We start from the raw sequence: 23,802 nt of genomic DNA on the forward strand, positions 1-23,802 counted from the left end.
TGAAGTGACCCCCGAAAGTTAGACAGGTCGTTTCATTAGGCAGCCTCTAGGGTATGAGCCCGGTATTGTACTGGGCTCATACCCTTTAATTTTGCCTTAATTCTTTTATGATTATAGTATTCTATATACTTTGCTAATTCTTGTTTGAAATGTGTTATACTTTCAAATTCTTTTCGATACAGAAATTCCGATTTCATGATACCGAAGAAATTTTCAATAACGGCATTGTCATAACAGTTTCCTTTGCGAGACATACTTTGAGTTATGCCACAATTCTTAAGAGAATGACGGTATTGTTTCATTTGATAGTGCCAACCTTGATCAGAGTGAATGAGGAGTTTATCCGGATCGGTTACACAATAAAGGGCTTGGTCCAACATCGTTGAAACAAGGGAATAGGTCGGTCTGGAACTAATTGTATACGTGATAATTTCACCATTAAATAAATCCAACATTGGTGATAGGTATAACTTCTCCCCAAATAACTTAAACTCCGTAATATCTGTAACCCACTTTTCATTTGGTTTTTCAGCTTGGAAGTTGCGATTTAAAATATTTGGCGCAATTTTCCCAACTGTCCCTTTGTAAGAGCGATATTTTTTCATACGAACCAGACATTTTAACCCTAATTCTTTCATAAGGCGATATACTTTTTTATGATTTACTTTGTGTCCACGATTCATAAGTTCATCACGAATACGACGATAACCATAACACCCATCGTGTTCATTATAAATAGCTTGAATCAGTTCTTTTACCTCCGCATTTGGATCAGGACGATTAAAATGTTTCATCCAGTAATAGTACGTACTACGTGGAATGTTTGCGAGTTGAAGTAACTCCTTGATAGGAAATTCATGCCTTAACTCGTAGATTACTTGCGCTTTGTCTTGTTTGGTGATTTTTCTTTGTTTTGAACTAAGGCATTCAACTTTTTTAAATATGCATTTTCCATACGTAAACGCTCATTTTCCGCTTGTAAGGCTTCGATTGATCCTTCATCTACTGGTTTTATTTTTTTATCTTTCATGGTTGGATGCCCCTTTTTCTTTGATTGTAGGGCATCCAATCCTCCTGTTTCATAAGCTATTTTCCATTTCCGAAGTGTTTCATAAGACGGTATATTGAAAAGTGCCGCTGTTTCTCTGATAGATGTCCCGTGTTCATTCATATAATAAAGTACATCTAGTTTATACTGGGCTGGGTAGAATGTATAGCACTTTTCAAAGGCCTTTTCACCTGAAGACTCATATCGTCTAATCCACTCACGAAGTACGCTAGGGTTAACTCCTATAGATTTAGCAATTATTTTTCCACTTTCTGTACCATCTAAATATCGTTTCACCGCTTGGATTTTTTCTTTTGAAGAAAATTTAGCCATAAAAAATGCACCTCCAATTGTTAGACTGTGTCTAACAATTGGGGTGCACTTCAATCTGAAAGGTGGCTGTTTGTTAATAGATTGAATAAAAAGGACAAACTCTCCAACTTGAGAAGTTTGTCCAAAAATAGATATTTCATATGCCACTACTTTGACACTAAAATCAACAATAGTGAATTAGAATAATGAATTAATACTTGCTAAAACTGTAAGTACACCTACAATAATAACAAATACGTTGCTCATTTTCCCTTTGTATTTAGCTAGTACTGGTACTTTTTGAATCGCATACATCGGTAATAGACATAAGATAGCAGCAACTAAAGGACCGCTTAGAGAATCAATAAGTCCAAGAATACTTGGATTTGTATAAGCAACAAACCAGCATGATAATACAACAAAAGTAAGGATTATTGTCTTAATTGTTTTTTCTTCAATATCTTTTCCACGTGATTTACCGAACTTAATAATCATGTCACGCATTACTTCAAATGCTCCTATATAATGGCCAAGGAAAGACTTTGTAATAGCCACAAAAGCAATAATTGGAGCTGCAATAGTGATTACAGGCGAATTAAGCTCATTAGCAAGATATGAAAGGATTGATAAGTTTTGTTCTTTTGCCATTTTTATATCATCTGGAGTCAAGCTCAATGCGCTACTCCAAACGAAGAACATAACAACAGCGAATGTCATGATATAACAAACCTTTTGTATTTGCGCACATTTAGCATCAGTGGCTTCGATTCCATACGTAGCTCTCTGTTTCACAACAAATGATGAAATCATAGGTGAATGATTAAATGAGAATACGATGATTGGTAGAATCATCAATATCGTCCCAAAATAGCCTGTTCCTGTTGAAGCAGTTGAAACAGCTGAAAAACTAAGCATTGACGTATTCCACTGTGGAATTAAAGATATTGCGATAAAAAGTAGAGAAACTATGAAAGGATACACTAACATACTCATTACCTTTACAGTAATATCTTGACCAAAATTCAGTATAGCGATAAGACCAAGAACTAATACAAGTGATAAAATAGCCCTTGGAGGTTCTGGCATGTGCAATTGATGCACGATAAAACTACTTGCAGTGTTTGTAAGCGCAACCGAATACATTAGTACGATTGTATAAATTGAACCGAAATATACGATGTTAAAAATGATACTCGCTTTATTTCCGAAATACTCTCTAATTGTACCTGTGATCCCCTCATCAGCAGAATTAGAAGCGTATATCATTTTAGCAAGCGCCCTATGTGAGTAGTACATAACTGGATATGCAAGTAATGTAATTAGTAGTAAAGATAATAAACCACCTGAACCTGCATTAATCGGTAAAAAGAGCACCCCTGCTCCAATTGCAGTTCCAAATAGACTCAGTGCCCATGTAGTATCCTGCTTATGCCACTTTTTCGGATCTGCATATTGCTCATTTTTTAGTGCGGTATTTTCAGCTTGAACTTCTATTTTCTTTGCAGTATTCCCGTTCATATAATAACTCCCCCTTGTATCTATTCCTGCATCTCTCTTTGCATCTAACAAATATTCCCTTTTCGGAAAATGAATTCCTTACAAGTTGCCCCACATTGTATGTCCTTCATCATAATGAATCCAAATTGAAACATTCGCTAGTTAGCGTCCTAATATAATTGTTAGCGTTCACAAAAAAGTTTACTCATAATATCCGCTCTTTATATAAAGACCCCTTAAGAGAACAATATAGAATAGACTTCATAAATACGTTGCAACATTTCTAATAACAGTGTATTACTTTAATGGTTACTCTTTTTTACTTTTAACAGTAATTTTAGCTAAACCGGCCTCTCTTAATTTGCGAGGCATTTCTTTCTCAGTTCTATACATTACTTTAATAACTTCGGTAGCACTGATGATATTGCTTACACAAGCCACTGAAGCACATTACATACATTTCGCCTCTAATCACACACCTTTCTTACTAAGAATCGCATTTTTTATATTTTCTCCAGAGATAATAAAATTTCTCTCGACGCCCTCATTATAACGTGTATATTTATAAAATTAATATTTTTATATTTTCAGAAATATTAAAGTGAAATAATTTTATATGGATAATATTTTACAGTTAGCATGTAGCCATTGTTTTTATCGCTTAAAGCTGAATTAGTTAGTAAAAAAATACAATAATACATTGTCTTTCTAGGTGACTTATTATAAAGATACTTATATCCCCCTTTTATCAAAAAAATCATTTTAAATATAAAAGATATTCTAATAAATAATTAATGTAGGTAAAAAGAAAAAATTCCCAAAACAAAAAAACCAAATTTCAGGATATATATTATTAATATTGAATTCATATACACTTAAAAAAACTACACTGAGCAAAAAACAAAAAAGCTGCCCCATATGGACAGCTCATTTACATAATTATCGTTATCAGGAATACACAAACAAATCACTTCAATATCATCTTAATTGTAATTTGTTCGGCTCTTCTTCAGGAATATCTCTATGTTTGTAATGAATCGTTTTTAGATTCTTTCCTTTTATGCGAAAAGTAATTGTGTCCTCTCCATACGGCGGATTGTATGCACCCTCAAAAGTTTAAATTTTAAAATCCCTCATTAACTAGCTCTTTTATCGAGTTTAATTTTGAAGAAAGCTCGATAAACCATTCTTCATCTCCTGTTAATAATGCAAGATCTATAAGATAAAGGATTTGTTCCTTATTTATTACCTTTGATTCAGGGAGTTTGTTAACGTGTTTACTAAAGAGTAAAATCGCTTCGTTTATTGTGTACTCGCCGTCACGTTTCACAATACTAACTGTAACTATATCCTCCACATCATCAAGTGATACAATATAACCAACTATTAATTCACCTTCATTTGATATTCCACGAACCCAATCTCCTACTTTTAAAACATGATTATTATTTGACATCATACCGTTTCACCTTCTTATAAATATTTTTTGTGACGATAAAAAAGATATAAAAAAAAATTATACTGTAATATTTTTCATTACATTTAAGTGTTAAGAACTCACGGCTATATAATAATTAAGCCGCTTAACGCTCTTGATTGATAAGGTCAACAACTTCTTTCATTGTATAATTCTTTAAGTATTCACCTAGATGTTCTTCAGCACCTAAGAAAATAGCGAAAAGAACTTTTCGCATGTTCGAACCTACAACACACTGATTGTTTGATTCCGGACACTTCGGCTGCAAAGCACCTTCAGAGGTTATCTGATAAATATGCCAAAGATTAATTTCATCTAAATCGCGAGCGAAAATAAAACCTCCACCAGTTCCCTCTTTTGATTGTATAAATTTATGTTTTTTTAACAAACTTAGCACTTTACGAATACGTACTGGATGTACACCTGCACTTTCTGAAATAGCATTACTTGTTGACATCCGGTCTGGCTGTAAAGCTAAATAAGTTAAACTGTGAATGGCCAAGGTAAAGTCGCTGTTCATGATTTTCCTCCTACGATTAAAAATATTGTTTCTCATATATTAACATACTGTAGCCATAAATATTACAGATTGGTTAGAACGTTAAAACATGTGGAATACTTCTTGCCACAAAAAATTAATTCCCTTATATCCTATCCGGTCCCACCTATATCTGATAACTTCATTTAGCTTTTTAAGTTGGAAATAAAATTAAACACTCCACTGTTTCTTCACTTGTTCTTCTGCCAATTGTTTAATTTTTGTCCAAATCGTATCTTTGTTCACAATAACATTTGTTTGATAGTTTCTATTTTTATAATTAACTGTGACACATACTTCAATCATCACTTGTTTCCTCCTTTCAAAAAAATTTTCTGTAAGAAATATTATTTATTAATTAGCCAACCTTTGTAATTCAATGTTTAAAAATGTTCGGACGCTACGTGGTAAAAATTTACGAATTTCTTCTTCGTTAAAACCAATTTGCAATCTTTTTTCGTCCAGCATAATCGGGCGACGTAACATTAGTGGATGCTCAATTATTAATGTATAAAATTCATTTAGTGAGAGCTCATCAATATTTATATTTAAGTCCTGAAAAGTTTTGGATCTAGTTGAAATAATTTCAGTAGCCCCCTCTTCAGTTAAACGAAGAATCGATTTAAGCTCATCAACTGTCATAGAATTTGATACGATGTTTTTTTCAATATAATCAATTTGATGCTCTTCAAGCCATGCTTTCGCTTTTCGGCATGAAGCACAGCTTGCTGTTGTATATAGAATTACCATATTTAACTCACTCCTTTAATGTTCTTTATGAAACTTCTATTTTAAATATCAGTCATTTAAATGTATTAAAAAAAATTACAGTTCAGAATCAAATTCATGTCATGTTAGTTATTCAGCAATGTATCATTTATCTCTATTATTCATGCTACATTTTACAGACGTTAACAACTCACTTCCAAAAAGCTTACTGTAATTTTAAACCTTACAGTTCAATTAATCAAATGTTAAGTCTTGGAGTAATTAGTCATTTGTTTGTGTGAATTTCCCCATAGCGTTATTGAAGACACCAAAATAGGTTGAGGCAATACGTGCCCCAACCTATTTTTTATGCTTCATTATAACTTTTTGCAGTAATAACTGTTTCAAATTCAAAGGTTTCTGGGAGGTGATCAGCATAAGAATATTCAAAAGTTCGTCCATCCGTTAAATAGGCCACCTGTTCAACTCTCATTAGGAAATCTTGATTTGTTAAGTTCATAAACTGCTTTTCTTTATCATCTGGGCGAATTCCTTTGACCCTAACAACGGATGTTCCCACTTCAAGACCTAGTTTATTTTGAATGTGCGAGTAGATCGATTCCTCTAAAACAGAAACCTCAACACCTGGAATGACTGAAATAGGCATCCATGTATGCTCCATAATCGTTGGGATACTGTGAATGATACGGAGGCGAATGATTTTATATACAAAATCCCCTACTGAAATGCCCAATTTTTCAGCAATGATTTCCTCGGCTCCGACAATCGTAAACTCGATAATTTTACTTTCTACCTCGCTGCCATAAACAGCTTTCGTACCTGTTAAAGTTTGAATCATTCGTGCCTTTTCCTGTTGACGCCAATCTTGAACGACTGTTCCACTTCCGCGCCGGCGGATAATGTAACCGTCTCTTACTAATAGATCCAGCGCTTTTTTAATAGTAAGTGCTGAAACATCGAATTCTTCAGCAAGGACGGAGCTACTCGGAATTTTTTCGTTGATTTTATATTCACCGTCTAAAATTTGCTGTTTAATCTTTTGGTAAATGCCGAGGTATTTTACTTGTGTTGATCCGCTTGCCATTTCCATACCTCCTTTATACTGCAAACTCTCTTCTATTCATTCAAATGTAAAGCCTCAAGTTTGTAAACTGAAGGTGATGGGGCAGCAAATCCATTTTCTAAGATTTCAATATTCGTTACCGCTTCTTCATCTTTCACAAGTTTTGGTGCACCATTTACAATTGTGTCATACGCTGCATCGTAGAAACGACCGTAATCACCAAGCGGCGTTTTAATTTGTTTTTCAATCCAGTCACCATTTGCATTACGATACTTAGCAACTCCATAGTACATCGGTGAATCTTCACCAAATCCTGCACTCTCAGGCATAATACCCGCTTTCAAATCATTTTCCTGCTGATCTTCACCATATTTAATAAATGATCCATTTGTTCCATGGACGATAAAGCGTGGATAATCTTTCGCTACGACATGGTTTGTTTTCAGTTTAATTTTCAGCTGATTTCCGTAATGTAGACCAACATCGAAATAGTTATCAACCGCACCTTCCACTTCATTATTACGAATATCGTATGTTACCGTATCAGGACGGCCGAATAGTGAAATCATGCGGTCCATCATATGAATACCTAAACTGTAAAATGAACCTTCTTCTTTTGGAGCTTCATGAGTGATTGAACCAGGACGGAAATAATCAATATGTGATTCAATCTCAATAATATCACCAAGGAATCCTTGTTCCACAACTTGCTTCACAGCTAAGAAATCACCATCAAAACGACGGTTTTGGTAAGGCATAACGACTACGCCTTTCTCTCGTCCTAAAGCTAATAATTCTTTCGCATGTTCTACTGTATCACAAAATGGTTTTTCAACGATAACGGATTTTCCAGCAAGTATAACTTTTTTTGCTAATTCGTAATGCGTATGTGCTGGCGTACAGATCGTCACCACTTGAATTTCTTTGTCATTCAACAATTCATTCAAATCAGTAGTGAAACTAATACCTTTTTCCTCATACGGTGCCGCTAATTCTTCATTTATTTGACGTACAAAAATTGTTTTTACTTTTATATTATTACGTGTATTTACATAAGGTAAATGATAGCGGTTAGCTGATTTTCCAAACCCAATAAAGCCCATTGTTAATGTCATATTCTTCAACTTCCTTGCTCATAAATTTTCGTTTCTATATTTATTATATAGTTTAGTTATAAAAAATATATAGTTTTGATTTATAAGTTATATATTAAATAAAAAAATTCGGGTTAAAAAGGAGCATAACAAATATGGCACATACTACTACATCTATGGAAATTTTCGGTTCACCTGAACAAGTATGGCAATTAATCGGAGGGTTCAACTCCCTTCCAGACTGGTTACCTTATATACCTAGCAGTAAATTAACTGAAGGCGGTCGTGTACGTCATTTAGCTAATCCAGATGGCGATACAATTATAGAACGCTTAGAAGTATTCAATGAGAAAGAACGCTACTACACGTATTCAATCATGAATGCACCGTTCCCAGTCACTAATTATCTATCTACAATCCAGGTGAAAAAAGGTACTGAAAGTAATACATCGTTAGTAGAGTGGTCTGGTACGTTCACTCCTGTTGAAGCTAGTGACGAAGAGGCAATAAATCTGTTTCATGGTATTTACAGTGATGGATTGAAAGCATTGCAGCAAGCATTTCTAGATTGATTCATGTAATTGATTGAGACGAAAAAGTAAATTAACAGTCAAATATTCGATTTTTTAGTTAAATTCATTATGAAAGATAAACAAATACAAATTTCATGCCTGCTTGTTAATGACAAGAAATAAAAAATACTACCCCCAAATGGAAGGTAGTATTTTTTTATTAATCAGGAAAAACAATTAATCCCTCTTCTTTTTCCTCCTGTTTTAAATCTTCTTCTGGGAATGTTACAGTTGAATTTTTATCACCTGTTCTTTTTGTTTCTTCACCTGGAAATACGAAAATTGAATTTTCTTTTCCTTCATTTTTTTCTACGTTATCTGGAAATACCATAGGATCATTGATAGTCAAATCACTATGAAATCCAAGGTTAGACAAAATCGCTTTTAAATCTGGTAAAACCCCTATTTTATCAGATGATGGGTTATTAGACTTTGTGCCTGTATTAGGATTACTTAAAATTGCTCTCAATTCTTTTGATGTATATGCCTTACCTAAATGTTCTTTAGCAATCCCTTGAATCGATACAGCAGCCCCAGCAATTATAGGCGAAGCGCTAGAAGTACCACGGAAATTAGAAGTATAACGATTAATTATGTTCTGATCTGTAACTTTTTGTCCTTTACTATTTTGATTTTGATATGTATCTAATGTATCAACATACTCTCCCCAACCATATACATCAATTCTACTACCATAGTTAGAGAAAGCTAAACGTTTATGAGGAACTCTTGCAGTAGATGCTCCAACTATAATAGCTCCTGAATCTTTAAAGTCTGGACTATTTCGATTTAAAATCTGCTTACCATTACGGTCTTTAAATTCATCTAAATCAATCCCACCATTACCAGCTGCTTCTACAATAATAATGCCTTTATCTGTACCTTTGCGAATTGCGTTAAATATACTCGGGTATACTTCTACTGGTAAAGGGTCATCTCCATATCCATCATATTTAAAGGATTCTTCTATTAATAAAACATCTCCAGCCTGTAAAGAATCTACGGCACTTAAAATAGCATCTCTTACATCGATTCTCCCATTATCTCGGATCACTGAAATTACTTTTGCCTTTGCTTTTGGTGCAATCCCAATGTTCCCAATCCCATTGTCAGCTGCAGAAACAACACCTAGAACTGAAGTACCGTGAGAAAGATCATTACTCATTTTTCCAGACATAAATTCAATATTTTGACCGACTAAATCTTCATGATTTAATAACCAGCCTTCTTCCAAATCTACAAAAGTTGCTCCCTGGCCATTTCCTCCTTTAATTCCCCAAGCATAAGGAGCATTAATTCCTAAAGGTGCCTCTTCAAGATATCCCTGTCTTGAAAATCTAGGTTCATCATAAGGATTGACTGATAATACAGGCAATCTCGAGCCAGTTGTTGTGTTTATACTCTTATTAGAACGAACTTGTATTTTACTAGAATCGTCATTAGCAGCATATACTGTATTTGTTACAAATGTCGTACCTACCCCAGCAAAAGTTGTAATTGCAAGTGATGATATTAACATACCTTTAAAATTTTTCATTTTTCCACCTCTAGTTTTCTATTAGAAATAACATATTTAATAATGTGTATGAACTGAAAAGCATTTTATCTTATTATAAAAATTAATAGATTTTTATAGCTTTTTGATTTACATAAAAACTCCCTTCATTCTTGTAATTCAATGTGGACATTTCAAAATAATAAACTTACTGTAACTATTATAGTTACACCTTTATTGATTTTCAACTACGAAATATAAATTTTTAAAAATAAATTTATATTACTTTAAAACAGCACTAGCCTTTTACCCACATAAAGTGAAACTTTAATCAGTGGTTTTTTTGTTCATCCCCCACTGATTATTAGCCCTCACCAATCGGGCATTTACGGGCAGTTAATGCGGGATAAAAATGCAAAATATCTGTCCAAATTACAGCAATCAATAAGTTTATGGACTACGAAAGAAATACGAAAAAGCAAAGCACTAAGTGCTTTGCTCCTTATAAAATCCCTTTTAACTTTTCACCAATTAACTTCGCTACATACTCATAACCTTCTGGCCCAAAGTGTAATCCATCTTTTTCATCATTTTCTACAAATCTTTTATAATCCCGTTCTTGAATCATTTCAGCGAATACGTTTAGAAAATAACTTCCTGTTTCCCTCGCCACTTTCTCCACCACGTCTGCATACTGACAGAGCACTTCATTTGTTCTATTGTGCTGCCTCTCTTCATCAACTGGTGCAGGACTAATCAGTAGTACTTTATCTGATGAAACTTGGTTCACAATCTTCTCTAAGTTTTCTTTATATGCTTGTAATGACACTTGAGAAAAAGAAACTGCATCATTCGTACCAAGAAAAACTGTTACGAAATCTGGTTTATATGATATTACATCTTCTTCAATCCTATTTAACGCATCGAATGTATTATCACCTGGAACACCTGCATTCACTACTATCCAATTCGGAAACATCTCTTGCAAAAGTGGTGTTAATCTCGGCATTCCATCAAAAAATGTTTCATCAGCTGTAATACTATCTCCAAAACATACTAACGTTTTCATTAAGCTACTCTCCTTTTACGTATGAAACAACTTTCCTTCTATTGCTTTTATATATCTTTCAGCAGAACGTTCAACTGCCTCATTTGCATTTTCTTTTACTACTCGATGAAAAGCGTTGTATAAACGATTAAACTGTAACGGCTTCACTCGATTCACCATTTCTTCCACTTTTCTCGCTGGTAGTGGAATTAAGTTTGGATAGCTGTACATGAAGCTTACCCATCGTTCATCCGCTACGACTTGAATAATATCACCTGTTAACAAAATCCCTTTTCCGTCATTACCTTCTTCCCAATGTAAGACAGATCCACCTTTAAAATGTCCCCCTAAACGATGAATGACTAATCCATCAGCTAATTGTAAAGACTCACCAGACCAATAAATAATACGACTACTCGGACGCATCACCCACTCTTTATCATCTTCATGTATATAAATTGGTACATCAAATGTCTCTGCCCATTCTACTTGCGTTGAATAATAATGAGGATGAGACAATGCAATCGCATCTAATCCGCCAAGCTCTTTTATTTTCGTAATTGTCGTTTCATCTAAATACGTAATACAGTCCCACAGTAAACGATATGACTCTGTTTTCACTACAAATGCCGTTTGACCGATCGCAAATCCTGGTTTTGTCGTAATACTATAAAGTCCATTTTCCTCTTTTATTATTTCATTTTTATATGTATCATCTGTTTGCAAATTTTCTAAAGTCGTCCAAGACTGCCCTTTCGGATTCACATACTGCCTTTCTTCATCACAAATATGACAACTCACCGGTTCTTCTACACTCGCTGCATACTGCACGCCACACGTTGTACAAACGAAATTTTTCATAATAATTTCCCCTATCCCTATATTTTTATTAAGCTGATTTTTGTTGATAATGATCTGCTTTTTTATTTTCAATTAATAAACTTATAAAAGTAAGTAAATAGACAACTGTAACCGATAATGGAATTACAGTAAATCCTTTTTCGCTTCTGCAACATTCATCTCACTATCTCCCCAAAAATATTTGTACTATAAAGTCACCTCAACCTCACCCATCCAATAACGCCAAGCTTCTAAATAATCTTCTAAATCTTTCGGGTGGTGCCGTAAACATGTATCTATACGCAAATATAATCCTATGACTATTTCTTCATATAAATCACGGTCATTTTTATGAAATACACATTGTTTCATCGCATAACCAATCGTTTCTTTTGTTAAATCTTCCGGAGTTGAACAGAACGCATAAATTAAATCATATATAGGATCTCCTAACACTGGTAAAGGATCAATTACACCGTGCAGTTTATTCTCTTGAAATATAAAATTATGAAATCCAAGATCACCATGCAATAAAAATGGCTGATTTATTCCAGTCCCCCTACTTGGATATTTGCTAACTTAAAAACCGTTCTATACTCTTCCTCATTTATGTAACGTCTTACATTTTCATGAGCTTCCATCACATTTGTCGTTAAAAATTCATTCCAAGATTGAACTAGGTTTTCTTTCCATCCCCAGCCATCAACCTCTGTAGCTACTTCATACTCATTGATAACTTCTTTTACAAGTTTACAAAGAACACTCCGTTTATAGCCTAGTTTGCAAGAAGTTGTGCCCTCAAGGAATGAGTAAACAATATAGCGATTTAAAGGTTCCTTATATAAAAGCTTTGGAAATAATTCGTCCTTTTTATAAAACTGAAGAAAATAAACTTCTTCACGTATGACATCCGATTCATTCAACTTTACAACGTATTGTTCATCTAACAAATATATAGTACTTGCCGTTCCCCCGTTTAATGCTTTTACGCTATTTGGATAATGTGAAATAACTTTTTCCTTAACTAGTTGTGCAGTGATTATTGAAATGTCCATTCTATCACCCTTTAATTCGGAAAATTCCCTTAATTCAAAAGACAACTTTACTATTATTTGACAAACGCAAGGGAAATCCTCCCAACCATCCTAATATAACAAACAACAATTTTATTTTATTACAATGGCTTTCTTCAATATCTCATTTATGATAACGTGATTTTATCACTCTAAATGCTCTTCATATACTCTAATAATTTCTATTGCAGGGTCTATGTCTTGTAATTTATGAGCCAAACTTTCTACACCAAACACTTCTGTAAACGTATGACTGCCTACAATTAAATTAATCCCTTTAAATTTCGCATGTTGCACTGTATATAATGTTTTTTCACCTGTTATGTACGTGTCACACCCTTTTTCTAATGCACGTTCAATCAAATTTGTATTGTTTCCTGCACCGGTTAAAATCGCAATCCGTTTTACTGGTTTATCGTGATTTCTCCAGCTCTTCACTTTCTCTTCCATTTTTTCTTCAAGTTTTCCAACTAAGTTTGAAAAAGGAATCGCTTCTTTATATTCTCCTATTCCCGGTAGTTCTTCTTCCTCATACGTGGAATATTCCAGTATTGTATCTATCCCAATTCCGTTAAATAACGATGTACACGTGCCAAACTTTACAAAATCTAACGGCAAATGAACCCAAAAATGATTCATTTCATATTGCTTCAATTTCTCAATACAAGCCTCTTCCATACCAAATAAAAAACTCCACGGCGCATGATGTGTAACTATCATATCGACTCCATTTCTATACGCTTCTTCAATAGTTTCTAACGTTAAATTTGTTGTGTAACCGATTTTGTGAAATTCATCTTTACTTATATGAGTAAAACCATATTCATCATCGCCGTATTTATGAAGATGCTCTCCAAATAGTAATGTTATATGTTCGTTAAACTGCTTTATATTCATTTTATTTCTCCTTTCATTTACTTTTATATTTCAAAAATAAGGAAATACTAAATAAAAACGTTACATACATATAGGAGGACACCATGAAACCTGAATTTTTAAAAGCTGTACATGATGCCATTGGAAACGTCGAACATATTCATATAGAAGAAAGCGGTGCTGACAGCTTACTTATCCATCATGATGATGCACAGCAATTACAACAAGTCGCTAAAACGCTAGAAAATAACAATTTTCGCTCTGCTTTAAGAACAACTGGAGATGCTTCGTATATTGAAGTGTTGAACAGATAATGAAAGTCCGGATGTATGCCGGGCTTTCTTTTTTATATTAAAACTTCAAACTCTTTCACATACACCGCTGTTCCAGCAATATCTATTTGTAACTTTTCGTTTTCTATCCCTTTCGTTACATAAACAGTTACACGACCATCTTTATTTATTTCCTGTCCTTGCTCAACGATTAAGTCCAATTCATGTTCAAAATCTTTCTCTAAATACTCCGCATAATACGCTCCCATTACACCTGAAGCTGTTCCTGTCACTGGATCTTCAATCGTCCCAGCATAAGCTGACGAGAAATGACGGCCATGCATTTGTGCTAGTTCATCATAAGTTTCTAGACAAATTGGGTGAATAGAAGCATTAGGTATTTCTCTTAATACTGACGGAAATGCAGCATTATTAGGTTTCATTCTCTCACACGCATCTAGATTTTTAATCGGCACAATTACAGTCCAGTTTCCTGTACTTCCATATACTATCGGTAAACTTACATCTAAATCATTTACTTCTAAACCAATACTATGAGCTAATTCTTCTTTTGAACCTGCAAAATCTTTAAACTGAGGTGCTGTCTGCCTCATTTTAATAAAGGTTTCTCCATTTTCATTTACACCTATTTGTATTGGTAAAATCCCTGCCTTCGTTTCAATCGTAAGGTTACTTTTCTCTTCTAATAAACCTTTTTCGCGCAAGGCATATATCGTCCCTACTGTCCCATGACCACATAAATCCATTTCAAAACCAGGTGTAAAATAGCGCATTCTTATATCTCCTACTTCTGAGGAAAGAACAAAAGTTGTTTCGTTATATCCAACTTTTTCAGCAATAATTTGCATTTCCTCTTCCGTTAATCCATCTGCTTCTAATACAATACCTGCTGGATTTCCCTTATTTGGTTTATTCGTAAATGCGTCGTAATGAAATACGTTTATAGTCTTCATTTTCTTTTCCCCTTATTTGTCCATTTCTTTATTTTTATAATAAATAAGAAAATCCATCCACTTACCATTCTCTAATGAAAACGCCTCTCTCTTGCATTCAAATGAAAAGCCTGTTCTTTCCGCAAGACGTACTGATGGCTCATTATCAACACGTATATGTAATTCGATTCTATGAAAATCAAGGCAACTAAAAAATAACGGTAGCGCAGCTTTCACACTTTCAACACCATATCCATTTCTCCAATATTGATTATGTATGGAGTATCCCATCATCGCCCATTGATAGTCCATACGTAAAATTTTAATCAGCTCTAGCTTACCAATATTAGCTCCGTCTTCTTTACGAAAAATACCTAATACATACATCTCATCTCGATGTGCTGCTTCATCAAAGCCTCTTATCCATTCCGTGAACCATTCTTTTGTTGATGATGCCATAACTTGATAACCATCGTCATATTTATACTGCGATGGTAACCTCTTATTAAATCCATCTAACCAACTTTCATAATCATCATTTTGGAACGGACGGATCATCAGTCTCTCTGTCTCTACCTGTAATAGCGGCAGCTTCATTTACATCTCTTCCCTTAATCAATATTTGAATATTCTTTATTATCTTACACAAAATACAAAATCTAGTAAATTATTATGTTTTTGATAAACAAGGACCTGTTAAACTACAATATTGATTTTTGAGAAATACAAAAAGGAAACCCTGTTCTGAAGGGTTTCCTTTTGTCATCATACTATCAATCTTATCTGTAATTTAAAACCTTGTATTCTGTCTTTAATATTCCATACACATCAACATCTTCATATGTATTTAATAAAAGTCTATTCTGTCTTAATGTGCCTTCTTTACGTAAGCCTGACTTCTCTAACACCTTAATTGATGATCGATTTCTAGAAAGGGCAGATGCCCAAATTTTGTTTAAACCTAATTCGATAAAGCCAAAATGAATCATCCTGTTTACAGCCTCAGTTGCAAAACCCTTCCCCCAATAATTCTTACCAATCCAATAACCAAGTTCACCTCTATTGTTACCCTTGTCAATTCTTAGTGTAATTGTACCTACAATTTCTCTTGATTCTTTAGAGACAATTCCTAAAGGATATTCGATTCCTTTCCTTATAAGTTCTGGTTGCATATCAACCCAATCTTGCGCGAACTCTAATTTATATGGATGCGGAAGCCCAAGAATATTAGCTAATTCCTTGTCATTAGCTAACTCTTTAATTCTAAACACATCATCATTAGTAAAAGGTTCTATACATAAATGCTCAGTTTCTAATTTTATAGTCATAGTTTTTCCCCCTAGTACTGAAATTAGTTAGCTCCCTTTATTTTCAATATTACACTAAAAAACACAAAAAGTTTTGAATTTTTACAATATCAACCAACAGAACCCTAAACAAAAAATCCAGTTATGCTTTATACATAACTGGATTCCTCATCATTTAATCGTTTTTATTTTACAAGTACATTTTCTCTTAATTCCCTTTTCAACACTTTCCCTAAAGCATTTTTCGGTAATTTGTTCATAAATACAACTTTGGGTATTTTATAACTTGCTAGTTTTTCTTTACAATGCTGTATAATTTCTTCTTCCGTTAAAGACGTTTGCATATCTTTTACAATGTACGCTGTCGGAACCTCACCCCAAAAATCATCCGGAACTCCAACTACTGCAACTTCTAAAACACCATGTATTTCATGAATAACATCTTCTACTTGATCTGGATATACATTGTCACCACCGCGTATAATAACGTCTTTATATCTTCCCATAATATGCAGGAATCCATCATCATCTATCATGCCAGCATCACCCATGTTAAACCAGTTATCTTTTACTACCTTCTTTGTCGCCTTTTCATTATTCCAATACCCTTTAAACATGTATGGACTTTTCACATGAATCTCTCCAACTTCATTTGTTGTTAATTCATGTCCTGTTTCCGGATGAACAATTTTCACCTCTACATTTTTTAAGGTCTTTCCTACAGAAGACATCTTTTCTTTTCCCATCATTGGATGCCATGAGGTTACAACCCAACCTTCTGTACTACCATAGCCTTGCACCATATATATGCCTTTTTCCATATATTTTTGAATGAGTGTTTCTGGCACTTTTGTACCACCGCTTTGTGCTACTTTAAAGGTTGAAATGTTACGTTCTTTTTTATTTAGTTCATCAAGCATGTAACTATAAACGGCTGGGAAAGCAAGCATCGTAGTAATTTTCTCTTCTTCAATCTTATCCCAAATAAGAGCAGGATTCGAATCAGCTAAGAAAATCATCGTAACGCCATGATAAATACAATTTAAAATAGAAAGCACGCCACTCATATGAAACAATGGATGCACAGATAAAAAGCGTTCACCTGCTGGGATTTCTCTTTGTCCCGCAATTTCAGCAAAATAGTGATGTAAGTTTTTATGTCCAATTACACATGCTTTCGCCTGTCCAGTCGTTCCTGAAGTAAATAAGTAAATGGCATCATTTTCTTCATGAACTTCTACGTTCGGTTCTGTCGTTGTCTGTTTTTGCAACTCTAATTCAAATGAACCAAAGCCTTCTTTTGTCGTTTGAATTACATAAGGAATTTCTTTAACAGCATCAACATTTAATAACACTTCACTAAATTCTTCATCAATAACTAACACTTTTAATTTCGCTTCTTTTACAATCGTTTCTAATTCATATACAGTAAGCTGATGATTTAGCGGAATAAATACCGCTCCAATTTTTAAACTTGCCATCATAACGCTTGGAAATGGGTGATTATTTTTGCATAGTATTCCTATACGATCTCCTCTTTGCACACCATTATGTAACAAATAATGTGCAAGCTGATTTACTCGTTCATTATATCGCTGAAACGAATATCTTTTCTTTCCCCCTACAAGCGCTTCCAAATTTGGTGATTGCATTGCTCTTTTTTGTAGTAATTTTTGCATCGTTCTCAAGTAAAACTCCCCTTTATATATGTTAGGTTTTTTATTTTATCAGATTAACTATTAATTTACTAAAGATTACACTTAGTGAATATAAGAAGAATATAAAATAGCCATTTACTTCACAAGTAAATAGCTATTTTTCATTATATATTAGAATACTTCTTGTTCATCACATATTGCACATACTCAGGTGCACTTTTATCAATCTCTTCATCACTTAGTTTATATTCTGCACCATATAAATAAAAGGAAGGTATAAATTCCATACCTGTATATAAGCATGTAGCTTGGAATGGTTTCGTCAACTCATCCATTGTAATCCCACTATTTTCATAGTCCTTTTCTAATCCCCCTATAGAAATAGCTACACCAAATTCTTTCCCCTTCACTTTATCTCCTTGTGATCCGTACGCAAATCCATATGTTAATACATCATCAAACCATTTTTTTAATAATGGTGGTGTGCTGTACCAGTAAAGCGGAAATTGAAATATATATCTGTCATGTTCTACTAATAACTTTTGCTCTTCTTCAATATTAAACTCCCAATTTGGTGCCACTTTATATAATTCATGCACCGTTATTTCATCCGAATGTTTTTCAAGTTCTTCAATCCATCTTTTATTAATTTTTGATTTTTCAATATGAGGGTGTGCTACAATTACAAGTGTTCTCATCATCTTCCATCCCCTTTTTTAATTATTCAATCCTTTACGTATTAGTATGAATGAGTTACATATAATTGAAAAGTACGTACTTTCAGGTACTATAGGAACCTTGAAGTACCTTTGGAGGTGTTATATGAATCAAAATGATAATTGCCCAATTGCAACGACACTCGATGTAATCGGCGGAAAATGGAAAGTTTATATTTTATGTGTGTTGATGGATGGAAAAATGCGAACAAATGAAATCCGACGGGAAATCCCAAACATTACGCAAAAAGTTCTTACACAACAACTTCGGCAACTTGAAGCTGATGGGATTATCCATCGTACTGTATATCAAGAAGTACCACCAAAGGTTGAATACACAATAAGTGAATATGGGAAATCTTTAATGCAAATTATGGATGAACTATGTGAATGGGGAAAAGATCATCAAATGAAAAGATTACATGACTAAAAGAACACTACCGTCTTTATTAAATGTGATACATTCATATTAGTAGTTCAATATTTCTATTGAAATGTTATAGTAGAGGGACTCCAACAACTCGTAATTTAGAACCTCAAATCTTTCAGAAGTAAAAAACAATGACATTCATCTATAAATGCTCTTTATAACAAAAGTATCCTATACTTTTTATTAATTGAACCGCATCCTAGTTGTTAGACATATAGTCAACAATTTGAGATGTGGTTTTATTAGTCGGATAACAGCTCTCATCAACTTTAAAAATCATGACTGCAGACAAAATACTTTGCAAAGAGTTCCTGTACAAGGTGATTTTTCACATAGACTTACCAAATAGCATTTTTATCAAAAACTTCTCACATTTAAATTGGACAAGCATATTTTATTATATGGGGACTCCCTACTCATAGAAAACTACCTTTCTATTCTAAGAGCACGCATATTTGTGTGCTCTTAAATTATTTACAAAAAAATAAAGAGTTTATTAATTTTCTTAATTCACTATCGGAAAAGTACCCATAATAATATCTTTATATTTATCTATTGTTTTTTGATTTTTATAAAACTATATTATTTTGGAGTTGGTTAATACGTTACAAAAAACTGACCGTGTAATCATTATGGTCCCTCCATTTTCACAAGCGTTTGTTACATTTTACTCGTCATCAGGAGAACTTCTTTCATCACAAGTCTTATCTAATACCTCTCCACATCCTGTATCGATGTATGCACTTACTGAAATTGAAAGCGAATTATTTGAAGTCGAGTTAAAACCACTACTACTTCATTAAAACTACGAATAGCGGAAAGACCTTTACAACTCCCACATGGAACTAGAGCAGTAGCATTTTTAGCAAAAATAGCACAAGCAGAAGAAGCTGCAGCCTTTAATGCAAACGCCATTACATATCAATGCTACCCAATGGCTACTGCTGCACACACGCTATATAGCTTTAACTCCACACTTACTATGTAGACTTTTCCTAGGAACTCCATTTTAGTTTCCAAGGAAACCAAAATGGAGTATAATTATATATGTACAATAGATAGCATTTATAAATCTATTTACAATTTTTCACATTAGCTCTTAAACAATTAAATAATTGGAGGGCATGATATGGACAATTATTATGATGTAGCGGTAGTTGGTGGTGGTCCAGTTGGACTTATGGCAGCATGTGAATTAGCTATCCAAGGCGTAAAAGTTGTTATTTTAGAGAGAAGATTAGACCGGGTACGAAATTCTAGAGCACTCACACTACACCCCCGTTCCTTAGAATTGATGGCTATGAGAGGTATTGCAGATCGATTTTTAGCTAGAGGCAAGAAATTAAATACAAGTCATTTTGCTGCCTTAGATACAAGATTAAACTTTAAAAATTTAAATACTGATTTTCCGTATACACTTTTTATTCCCCAATCTATTACAGAAGAAATATTAGAAAAACGTGCTTTAGAATTAGGTGTAGTCATTAAACGCGGGCATACTCTGAAAGACTTAAAACAATATGAAACATTCGTACAACTAGAAATAAAACAAAGAGAAACAATATATAAAATAGAAGTTCCATATGTAATAGGGGCTGATGGAGCAAGAAGTATAGTTCGTGAATTATCAAATATACCGTTTAATGGAACAAACACAACAACTACTGCTATATTAGGTGATGTTATTTTAGAAGATATACCAGATACTCCATTTTTATCTACTTCTAATATAAATGGGATATTAATGATGGTACCTATTACACCTGATGTATTTCGTTTTGCAATTGTTGATCCTAAGAATCAGACAATACCTGTTCATGTTGCTGTTACAGAAAAAGAGTTTATAGATAGTATTTATAGTATTACAGGTGAACATCTTCAAATTAAGAGCACAATATGGCTTTCTCGTTTTGGCAATGCAACCAAACTAGCAAATACTTATCAACATAAGCGTGTATTCTTAGCAGGGGATGCAGCACATATTCATTTCCCTGCTGGAGGACAAGGTTTGAATGTAGGTCTACAAGATGCTTTTAATATTGGCTGGAAATTAGGACTCGCAATAAAACAAAAAAAATATGAAAGCCTATTAGAAAGTTATCATATTGAAAGGCATGCTGTGGGAAAACAATTTTTCAAGGAAGTACAAGCGCAAGAACAATTAATGATAAACTTTTCAAATGCAGGAATGGAATTAAGGGGTTTATTTTCGCACTTACTTACATATCCCGAGATAAATCACGATTTATCTGAAAGAGTAAGTGGCTTAGGGATAATGTATTCGTCGATGCACGATACAGAAAGGCATCCATTGATAGGAAAAAGATGTACAAATCTCACTATTTCTTCTCTAAATAAGAAAAGTTATAAACTCTTTGAATTAATGCAGGATGGTAAATTTATCTTATTAATACACCCTTCTTATATAGATAAGATAAATAAAATAAATATTGATTCACACATAAAGGTGATAGTAGGAGAAATACAAGATTCCAAGTTAAAAAATGTAGATACCGTTTTGATTCGACCAGATGGTCACATAGCCGACATTGAGTATAACAAGGTAGATAACTGCGAATAGTCCAGAAAAATGATTATCAATCGTATTAGTGATACAAGATAAATTCACTTTTATAAAACGAAAAGAATCCTATTTATTTAGGACTCTCTTCGTTTTGCTCATCTCACTATTTATAAAAACATATCTACAAGGGAAGAAACACTACATTTACAGTTAACTATAAAATCCCGTTCCAAAGGACTACCCAAAACTTCCCACCTACATACTCTCATGATCAAAAATATTTGTCTCTATTTCATATAAAGTATGATAAGCATCCATAAAGATAAAGCACAAAAGATAGCAAGCACTATACGAGTAGATAGTACCCTTACTTCAAAATCGGTTTTCTTGGATGGTTCAGGATATGCAATTACATAAATCCCTTTTAATAGTGCAAGCCATGCAATAAGTGTAATGAGTCCCTGCCAATTAAGTGTCCAAACATTATGTAGGATAACTGTACCTAACCCGAGGAAAATTGATAGAAAGCCATACATGATTCCAAATCCTCTGTCTTCTACCACTAATTTTTTCAGTTCACGTAGTATAGATGGTCGCACAAAAAGTATTCCTGAGATGATAACCGTTATCCATCCCCAAAAAAATCCTAAAAAAAGGCTTACCTCCATTGTTACTCCACTCCTTTCAATTACATTTATATTTCAGTTATTTTCTCTTTAGTATTAGATCTATAGATAAAAAACTAAAAATGTAACTTTGGAGTAAAGTCGTACTCTTTATAAAACATTTCATGTGTACATAAATAATCCTTCACCTTACTAATTTTTAATAAAATAATATTAAATTTAACAAGGTGAAGATTATACAATATTATTAAATAAATAAAATAATCTAATTAAGAAGTATAACAAATTAATAACCAGTCTACATACAACTTATGTTAGTAAGAAAATCACATACACTTATACATATTACTTTTGTATAAAATCTTAAAAATTGTAGTCACAGAATTACTTTAGCATCCTCTTCTTAATCTCTAAACAATCAGCATTTAAACTAAACATGCTAATATTGATTTTGTGCGATTGTCAGTTACCTCATAATAAATTTCTAATCCTTTCCGAGTACCTGTAACCATTTTAGCAGCTTTTAGTTTAGATAAATGTTGACTAATTGTACTTTGAGGCATTTCCAAATCCCCATACATTGTTGTTACATTAGTAGGGCCTTTTGCAAGCATTATTTTTACTAAAGATAGACGAACTGGATGCGCCAATACCTTTAACACCTCAGCGATTTCTTGAAACATTTCTTTTTTTTCTTTCATCTTATTTCTCCCCTTTTATATACATATTTATGTTATCCATATATATAATTCGAAGGTATATGCGTTTTTGTGTCCGTCATTTTAAAAAAATATAAAAAAACTTTAATCCGAAACTAAAGGATTAGCTTAACATAATGTCTCACTATTAATGGTGAATAGGAATTTCGTTATAGAAGCAGCAGTTTTTATGCTACAACTCTACATTCAACTAACTAAAACTAATGAAAAAGAGCAAATATGAAGTGACCCCTAAAAGTTAGACACGGTTATTTCATTAGGCAGCTTGATAAAAGTGAGTCCGGTATTGTACTGGGCTCATTTTTAATTTTGCCTTAATCCGTTTCGTATTATAATAATCTATATATTTTTCTAATTCTATTTTAAAGTGCTCTACATTTTCAAATTCTTTTATGTAGAGGAACTCCGACTTCATAATCCCAAAGAAATTTTCTATTACTGCGTTGTCGTAACAGTTGCCTTTTCGAGACATACTCTGGACGATAGCTCTTGATTCAAGTGTCCGGACGTACTGTCTCATTTGATAATGCCATCCTTGATCCGAATGCATCAGTAGCTGGTGGGTTTCAGGTAAACGTTCCAATGCTTTCTCTAACATGCCTGAAACAAGCGAATACGTCGGTCTAGAACCAATTGTATAGGTAATAATTTCACCATTATACAAATCTAATACAGGTGATACATACAGTTTTTCTCCAAACAATTTAAACTCTGTGATGTCTGTTACCCACTTTTGATTCGGTGCATCTGTATGAAAATTACGCTCTAAAATATTAGGTGCAATTCTACCGACTTTTCCTTTATAGGATTTATATTTCTTCATACGCACAACACACTTTAACCCAAGCTCTTTCATAATGCGCTGAACCTTCTTGTGGTTCACTTTCTGGCCACGATTCGTTAATTCATCACGAATGCGACGGTAACCATAACGA

Annotated in this window: 24 protein-coding genes and 2 pseudogenes; 4 read left to right on the forward strand and 22 right to left on the reverse strand. The window is 33.5% G+C overall.

The window, feature by feature from the left end:
• Positions 1–35 precede the first annotated feature (35 nt).
• The 9 genes and pseudogenes from ACO6VI_RS29680 to ACO6VI_RS29720 all read right to left on the reverse strand — a co-directional run bounded on the left by ACO6VI_RS29680 (position 36) and on the right by ACO6VI_RS29720 (position 7,779).
• A protein-coding gene (locus ACO6VI_RS29680) for an IS3-like element ISBth10 family transposase (RefSeq protein WP_098840180.1) occupies positions 36–1,381 on the reverse strand; the annotation gives its coding sequence in 2 pieces (ribosomal slippage) (positions 36–940 and positions 940–1,381; 1,347 coding nt in all).
• 177 nt (positions 1,382–1,558) lie between these two features.
• Entirely contained in the window at positions 1,559–2,878 is a 1,320-nt protein-coding gene (locus ACO6VI_RS29685; RefSeq protein ID WP_063548094.1) for an aromatic amino acid transport family protein, read from the reverse strand.
• A 957-nt stretch (positions 2,879–3,835) separates the two neighbouring features.
• Positions 3,836–3,973: pseudogene (locus ACO6VI_RS29690) on the reverse strand (DUF3888 domain-containing protein); the annotation flags it as partial.
• A gap of 7 nt (positions 3,974–3,980) precedes the next feature.
• Positions 3,981–4,316, reverse strand: a complete 336-nt coding sequence (locus tag ACO6VI_RS29695) for an IDEAL domain-containing protein (RefSeq protein ID WP_063548096.1) — start codon at positions 4,314–4,316, stop codon at positions 3,981–3,983.
• A 124-nt stretch (positions 4,317–4,440) separates the two neighbouring features.
• Entirely contained in the window at positions 4,441–4,854 is a 414-nt protein-coding gene (saiR, locus tag ACO6VI_RS29700; RefSeq protein WP_001083465.1) for an Rrf2-family transcriptional regulator SaiR, read from the reverse strand.
• Between the two features lie 189 nt (positions 4,855–5,043).
• Positions 5,044–5,178, reverse strand: a complete 135-nt coding sequence (locus tag ACO6VI_RS29705) for a BA3454 family stress response protein (protein WP_063548098.1) — start codon at positions 5,176–5,178, stop codon at positions 5,044–5,046.
• A 48-nt stretch (positions 5,179–5,226) separates the two neighbouring features.
• Positions 5,227–5,622 (reverse strand): transcriptional regulator SpxA, encoded by a 396-nt coding sequence (spxA, locus tag ACO6VI_RS29710; RefSeq protein ID WP_063548100.1) that lies wholly within the window; start codon positions 5,620–5,622, stop codon positions 5,227–5,229.
• A gap of 325 nt (positions 5,623–5,947) precedes the next feature.
• Positions 5,948–6,685: a GntR family transcriptional regulator gene (locus tag ACO6VI_RS29715; RefSeq protein ID WP_063548102.1), complete on the reverse strand. Its 738-nt coding sequence runs from the start codon at positions 6,683–6,685 to the stop codon at positions 5,948–5,950.
• Positions 6,686–6,717: 32 nt separating this feature from the next.
• On the reverse strand, positions 6,718–7,779 hold the full coding sequence (locus ACO6VI_RS29720) for an oxidoreductase (protein ID WP_063548104.1): 1,062 nt from the start codon (positions 7,777–7,779) through the stop codon (positions 6,718–6,720).
• Positions 7,780–7,913: 134 nt separating this feature from the next.
• Here ACO6VI_RS29720 and ACO6VI_RS29725 point away from each other — a divergent pair, with 134 nt between their 5' ends.
• A complete protein-coding gene (locus tag ACO6VI_RS29725; protein WP_063548106.1) occupies positions 7,914–8,330 on the forward strand; it encodes an SRPBCC family protein in 417 nt (138 codons plus the stop codon).
• Positions 8,331–8,490: 160 nt separating this feature from the next.
• Here the strand turns inward: ACO6VI_RS29725 and ACO6VI_RS29730 are convergent, their stop codons facing one another.
• The 5 genes and pseudogenes from ACO6VI_RS29730 to ACO6VI_RS29750 all read right to left on the reverse strand — a co-directional run bounded on the left by ACO6VI_RS29730 (position 8,491) and on the right by ACO6VI_RS29750 (position 13,683).
• Positions 8,491–9,867, reverse strand: coding sequence for a S8 family peptidase (locus ACO6VI_RS29730; RefSeq protein ID WP_088020730.1), 1,377 nt, complete (start codon positions 9,865–9,867; stop codon positions 8,491–8,493).
• Between the two features lie 460 nt (positions 9,868–10,327).
• A complete protein-coding gene (locus ACO6VI_RS29735; protein WP_088020729.1) occupies positions 10,328–10,894 on the reverse strand; it encodes an SGNH/GDSL hydrolase family protein in 567 nt (188 codons plus the stop codon).
• 15 nt (positions 10,895–10,909) lie between these two features.
• Positions 10,910–11,734 carry an MBL fold metallo-hydrolase gene (locus ACO6VI_RS29740; RefSeq protein ID WP_063548112.1) on the reverse strand — a complete coding sequence of 275 codons (825 nt, stop codon included), beginning with the start codon at positions 11,732–11,734 and terminating at the stop codon, positions 10,910–10,912.
• Between the two features lie 186 nt (positions 11,735–11,920).
• Positions 11,921–12,768: pseudogene (locus ACO6VI_RS29745) on the reverse strand (aminoglycoside phosphotransferase family protein).
• A 165-nt stretch (positions 12,769–12,933) separates the two neighbouring features.
• Positions 12,934–13,683 carry a Nif3-like dinuclear metal center hexameric protein gene (locus tag ACO6VI_RS29750; RefSeq protein WP_063548114.1) on the reverse strand — a complete coding sequence of 250 codons (750 nt, stop codon included), beginning with the start codon at positions 13,681–13,683 and terminating at the stop codon, positions 12,934–12,936.
• 83 nt (positions 13,684–13,766) lie between these two features.
• Here ACO6VI_RS29750 and ACO6VI_RS29755 point away from each other — a divergent pair, with 83 nt between their 5' ends.
• Positions 13,767–13,976: a hypothetical protein gene (locus tag ACO6VI_RS29755; RefSeq protein WP_000801653.1), complete on the forward strand. Its 210-nt coding sequence runs from the start codon at positions 13,767–13,769 to the stop codon at positions 13,974–13,976.
• A 32-nt stretch (positions 13,977–14,008) separates the two neighbouring features.
• Here ACO6VI_RS29755 and ACO6VI_RS29760 read toward each other — a convergent pair whose 3' ends face one another.
• The 5 genes from ACO6VI_RS29760 to ACO6VI_RS29780 form a co-directional block, all read right to left on the reverse strand.
• Complete coding sequence (locus ACO6VI_RS29760; RefSeq protein WP_000849324.1) at positions 14,009–14,908, reverse strand: PhzF family phenazine biosynthesis isomerase; 900 nt, start codon at positions 14,906–14,908, stop codon at positions 14,009–14,011.
• A gap of 12 nt (positions 14,909–14,920) precedes the next feature.
• Positions 14,921–15,484: a GNAT family N-acetyltransferase gene (locus tag ACO6VI_RS29765; protein WP_063548116.1), complete on the reverse strand. Its 564-nt coding sequence runs from the start codon at positions 15,482–15,484 to the stop codon at positions 14,921–14,923.
• A 182-nt stretch (positions 15,485–15,666) separates the two neighbouring features.
• Complete coding sequence (locus ACO6VI_RS29770; RefSeq protein ID WP_063548118.1) at positions 15,667–16,215, reverse strand: GNAT family N-acetyltransferase; 549 nt, start codon at positions 16,213–16,215, stop codon at positions 15,667–15,669.
• Positions 16,216–16,379: 164 nt separating this feature from the next.
• The gene (locus ACO6VI_RS29775) at positions 16,380–17,882 is read right to left on the reverse strand and encodes a class I adenylate-forming enzyme family protein (RefSeq protein WP_063548120.1); all 1,503 of its coding nucleotides are present in this window, start codon (positions 17,880–17,882) and stop codon (positions 16,380–16,382) included.
• A gap of 134 nt (positions 17,883–18,016) precedes the next feature.
• On the reverse strand, positions 18,017–18,550 hold the full coding sequence (locus ACO6VI_RS29780) for an NAD(P)H-dependent oxidoreductase (RefSeq protein WP_025921899.1): 534 nt from the start codon (positions 18,548–18,550) through the stop codon (positions 18,017–18,019).
• A gap of 124 nt (positions 18,551–18,674) precedes the next feature.
• On the opposite strand from ACO6VI_RS29780, the gene ACO6VI_RS29785 reads away from it, so the two are divergent.
• Together ACO6VI_RS29785 and ACO6VI_RS29790 are read left to right on the forward strand one after the other, a co-directional pair.
• Positions 18,675–18,998, forward strand: coding sequence for a winged helix-turn-helix transcriptional regulator (locus ACO6VI_RS29785; protein WP_063548122.1), 324 nt, complete (start codon positions 18,675–18,677; stop codon positions 18,996–18,998).
• Between the two features lie 1,129 nt (positions 18,999–20,127).
• Positions 20,128–21,579, forward strand: a complete 1,452-nt coding sequence (locus ACO6VI_RS29790; RefSeq protein WP_063548124.1) for an FAD-dependent monooxygenase — start codon at positions 20,128–20,130, stop codon at positions 21,577–21,579.
• A 230-nt stretch (positions 21,580–21,809) separates the two neighbouring features.
• Here the strand turns inward: ACO6VI_RS29790 and ACO6VI_RS29795 are convergent, their stop codons facing one another.
• The 3 genes from ACO6VI_RS29795 to ACO6VI_RS29805 all read right to left on the reverse strand — a co-directional run.
• Positions 21,810–22,190, reverse strand: a complete 381-nt coding sequence (locus ACO6VI_RS29795; RefSeq protein WP_063548126.1) for a hypothetical protein — start codon at positions 22,188–22,190, stop codon at positions 21,810–21,812.
• A 383-nt stretch (positions 22,191–22,573) separates the two neighbouring features.
• Positions 22,574–22,849 carry an ArsR/SmtB family transcription factor gene (locus ACO6VI_RS29800; RefSeq protein ID WP_000660065.1) on the reverse strand — a complete coding sequence of 92 codons (276 nt, stop codon included), beginning with the start codon at positions 22,847–22,849 and terminating at the stop codon, positions 22,574–22,576.
• 274 nt (positions 22,850–23,123) lie between these two features.
• On the reverse strand, positions 23,124–23,802 hold a 679-nt coding region (locus ACO6VI_RS29805; RefSeq protein ID WP_422423579.1), incomplete at its 5' end, for an IS3 family transposase.

Source organism: Bacillus sp. PSXD-155 (assembly GCF_049310765.1).
Classification (GTDB): Bacteria; Bacillota; Bacilli; order Bacillales; family Bacillaceae_G; genus Bacillus_A; species Bacillus_A cereus.

Coding starts and splice junctions, on each gene's coding strand:
- ACO6VI_RS29770 (WP_063548118.1), bottom strand. CDS start 16,215: ATGACTATAAAATTAGAAACTGAGCATTTATGTATAGAACCTTTTACT.
- ACO6VI_RS29750 (WP_063548114.1), bottom strand. CDS start 13,683: ATGAATATAAAGCAGTTTAACGAACATATAACATTACTATTTGGAGAG.
- ACO6VI_RS29755 (WP_000801653.1), top strand. CDS start 13,767: ATGAAACCTGAATTTTTAAAAGCTGTACATGATGCCATTGGAAACGTC.
- ACO6VI_RS29785 (WP_063548122.1), top strand. CDS start 18,675: ATGAATCAAAATGATAATTGCCCAATTGCAACGACACTCGATGTAATC.
- ACO6VI_RS29695 (WP_063548096.1), bottom strand. CDS start 4,316: ATGATGTCAAATAATAATCATGTTTTAAAAGTAGGAGATTGGGTTCGT.
- ACO6VI_RS29765 (WP_063548116.1), bottom strand. CDS start 15,484: ATGAAGCTGCCGCTATTACAGGTAGAGACAGAGAGACTGATGATCCGT.
- ACO6VI_RS29800 (WP_000660065.1), bottom strand. CDS start 22,849: ATGAAAGAAAAAAAAGAAATGTTTCAAGAAATCGCTGAGGTGTTAAAG.
- ACO6VI_RS29720 (WP_063548104.1), bottom strand. CDS start 7,779: ATGACATTAACAATGGGCTTTATTGGGTTTGGAAAATCAGCTAACCGC.
- ACO6VI_RS29740 (WP_063548112.1), bottom strand. CDS start 11,734: ATGAAAAATTTCGTTTGTACAACGTGTGGCGTGCAGTATGCAGCGAGT.
- ACO6VI_RS29790 (WP_063548124.1), top strand. CDS start 20,128: ATGGACAATTATTATGATGTAGCGGTAGTTGGTGGTGGTCCAGTTGGA.
- ACO6VI_RS29760 (WP_000849324.1), bottom strand. CDS start 14,908: ATGAAGACTATAAACGTATTTCATTACGACGCATTTACGAATAAACCA.
- ACO6VI_RS29685 (WP_063548094.1), bottom strand. CDS start 2,878: ATGAACGGGAATACTGCAAAGAAAATAGAAGTTCAAGCTGAAAATACC.
- ACO6VI_RS29705 (WP_063548098.1), bottom strand. CDS start 5,178: ATGATTGAAGTATGTGTCACAGTTAATTATAAAAATAGAAACTATCAA.
- ACO6VI_RS29725 (WP_063548106.1), top strand. CDS start 7,914: ATGGCACATACTACTACATCTATGGAAATTTTCGGTTCACCTGAACAA.
- ACO6VI_RS29795 (WP_063548126.1), bottom strand. CDS start 22,190: ATGGAGGTAAGCCTTTTTTTAGGATTTTTTTGGGGATGGATAACGGTT.
- ACO6VI_RS29735 (WP_088020729.1), bottom strand. CDS start 10,894: ATGAAAACGTTAGTATGTTTTGGAGATAGTATTACAGCTGATGAAACA.
- ACO6VI_RS29780 (WP_025921899.1), bottom strand. CDS start 18,550: ATGAGAACACTTGTAATTGTAGCACACCCTCATATTGAAAAATCAAAA.
- ACO6VI_RS29715 (WP_063548102.1), bottom strand. CDS start 6,685: ATGGCAAGCGGATCAACACAAGTAAAATACCTCGGCATTTACCAAAAG.
- spxA (WP_063548100.1), bottom strand. CDS start 5,622: ATGGTAATTCTATATACAACAGCAAGCTGTGCTTCATGCCGAAAAGCG.
- saiR (WP_001083465.1), bottom strand. CDS start 4,854: ATGAACAGCGACTTTACCTTGGCCATTCACAGTTTAACTTATTTAGCT.
- ACO6VI_RS29730 (WP_088020730.1), bottom strand. CDS start 9,867: ATGAAAAATTTTAAAGGTATGTTAATATCATCACTTGCAATTACAACT.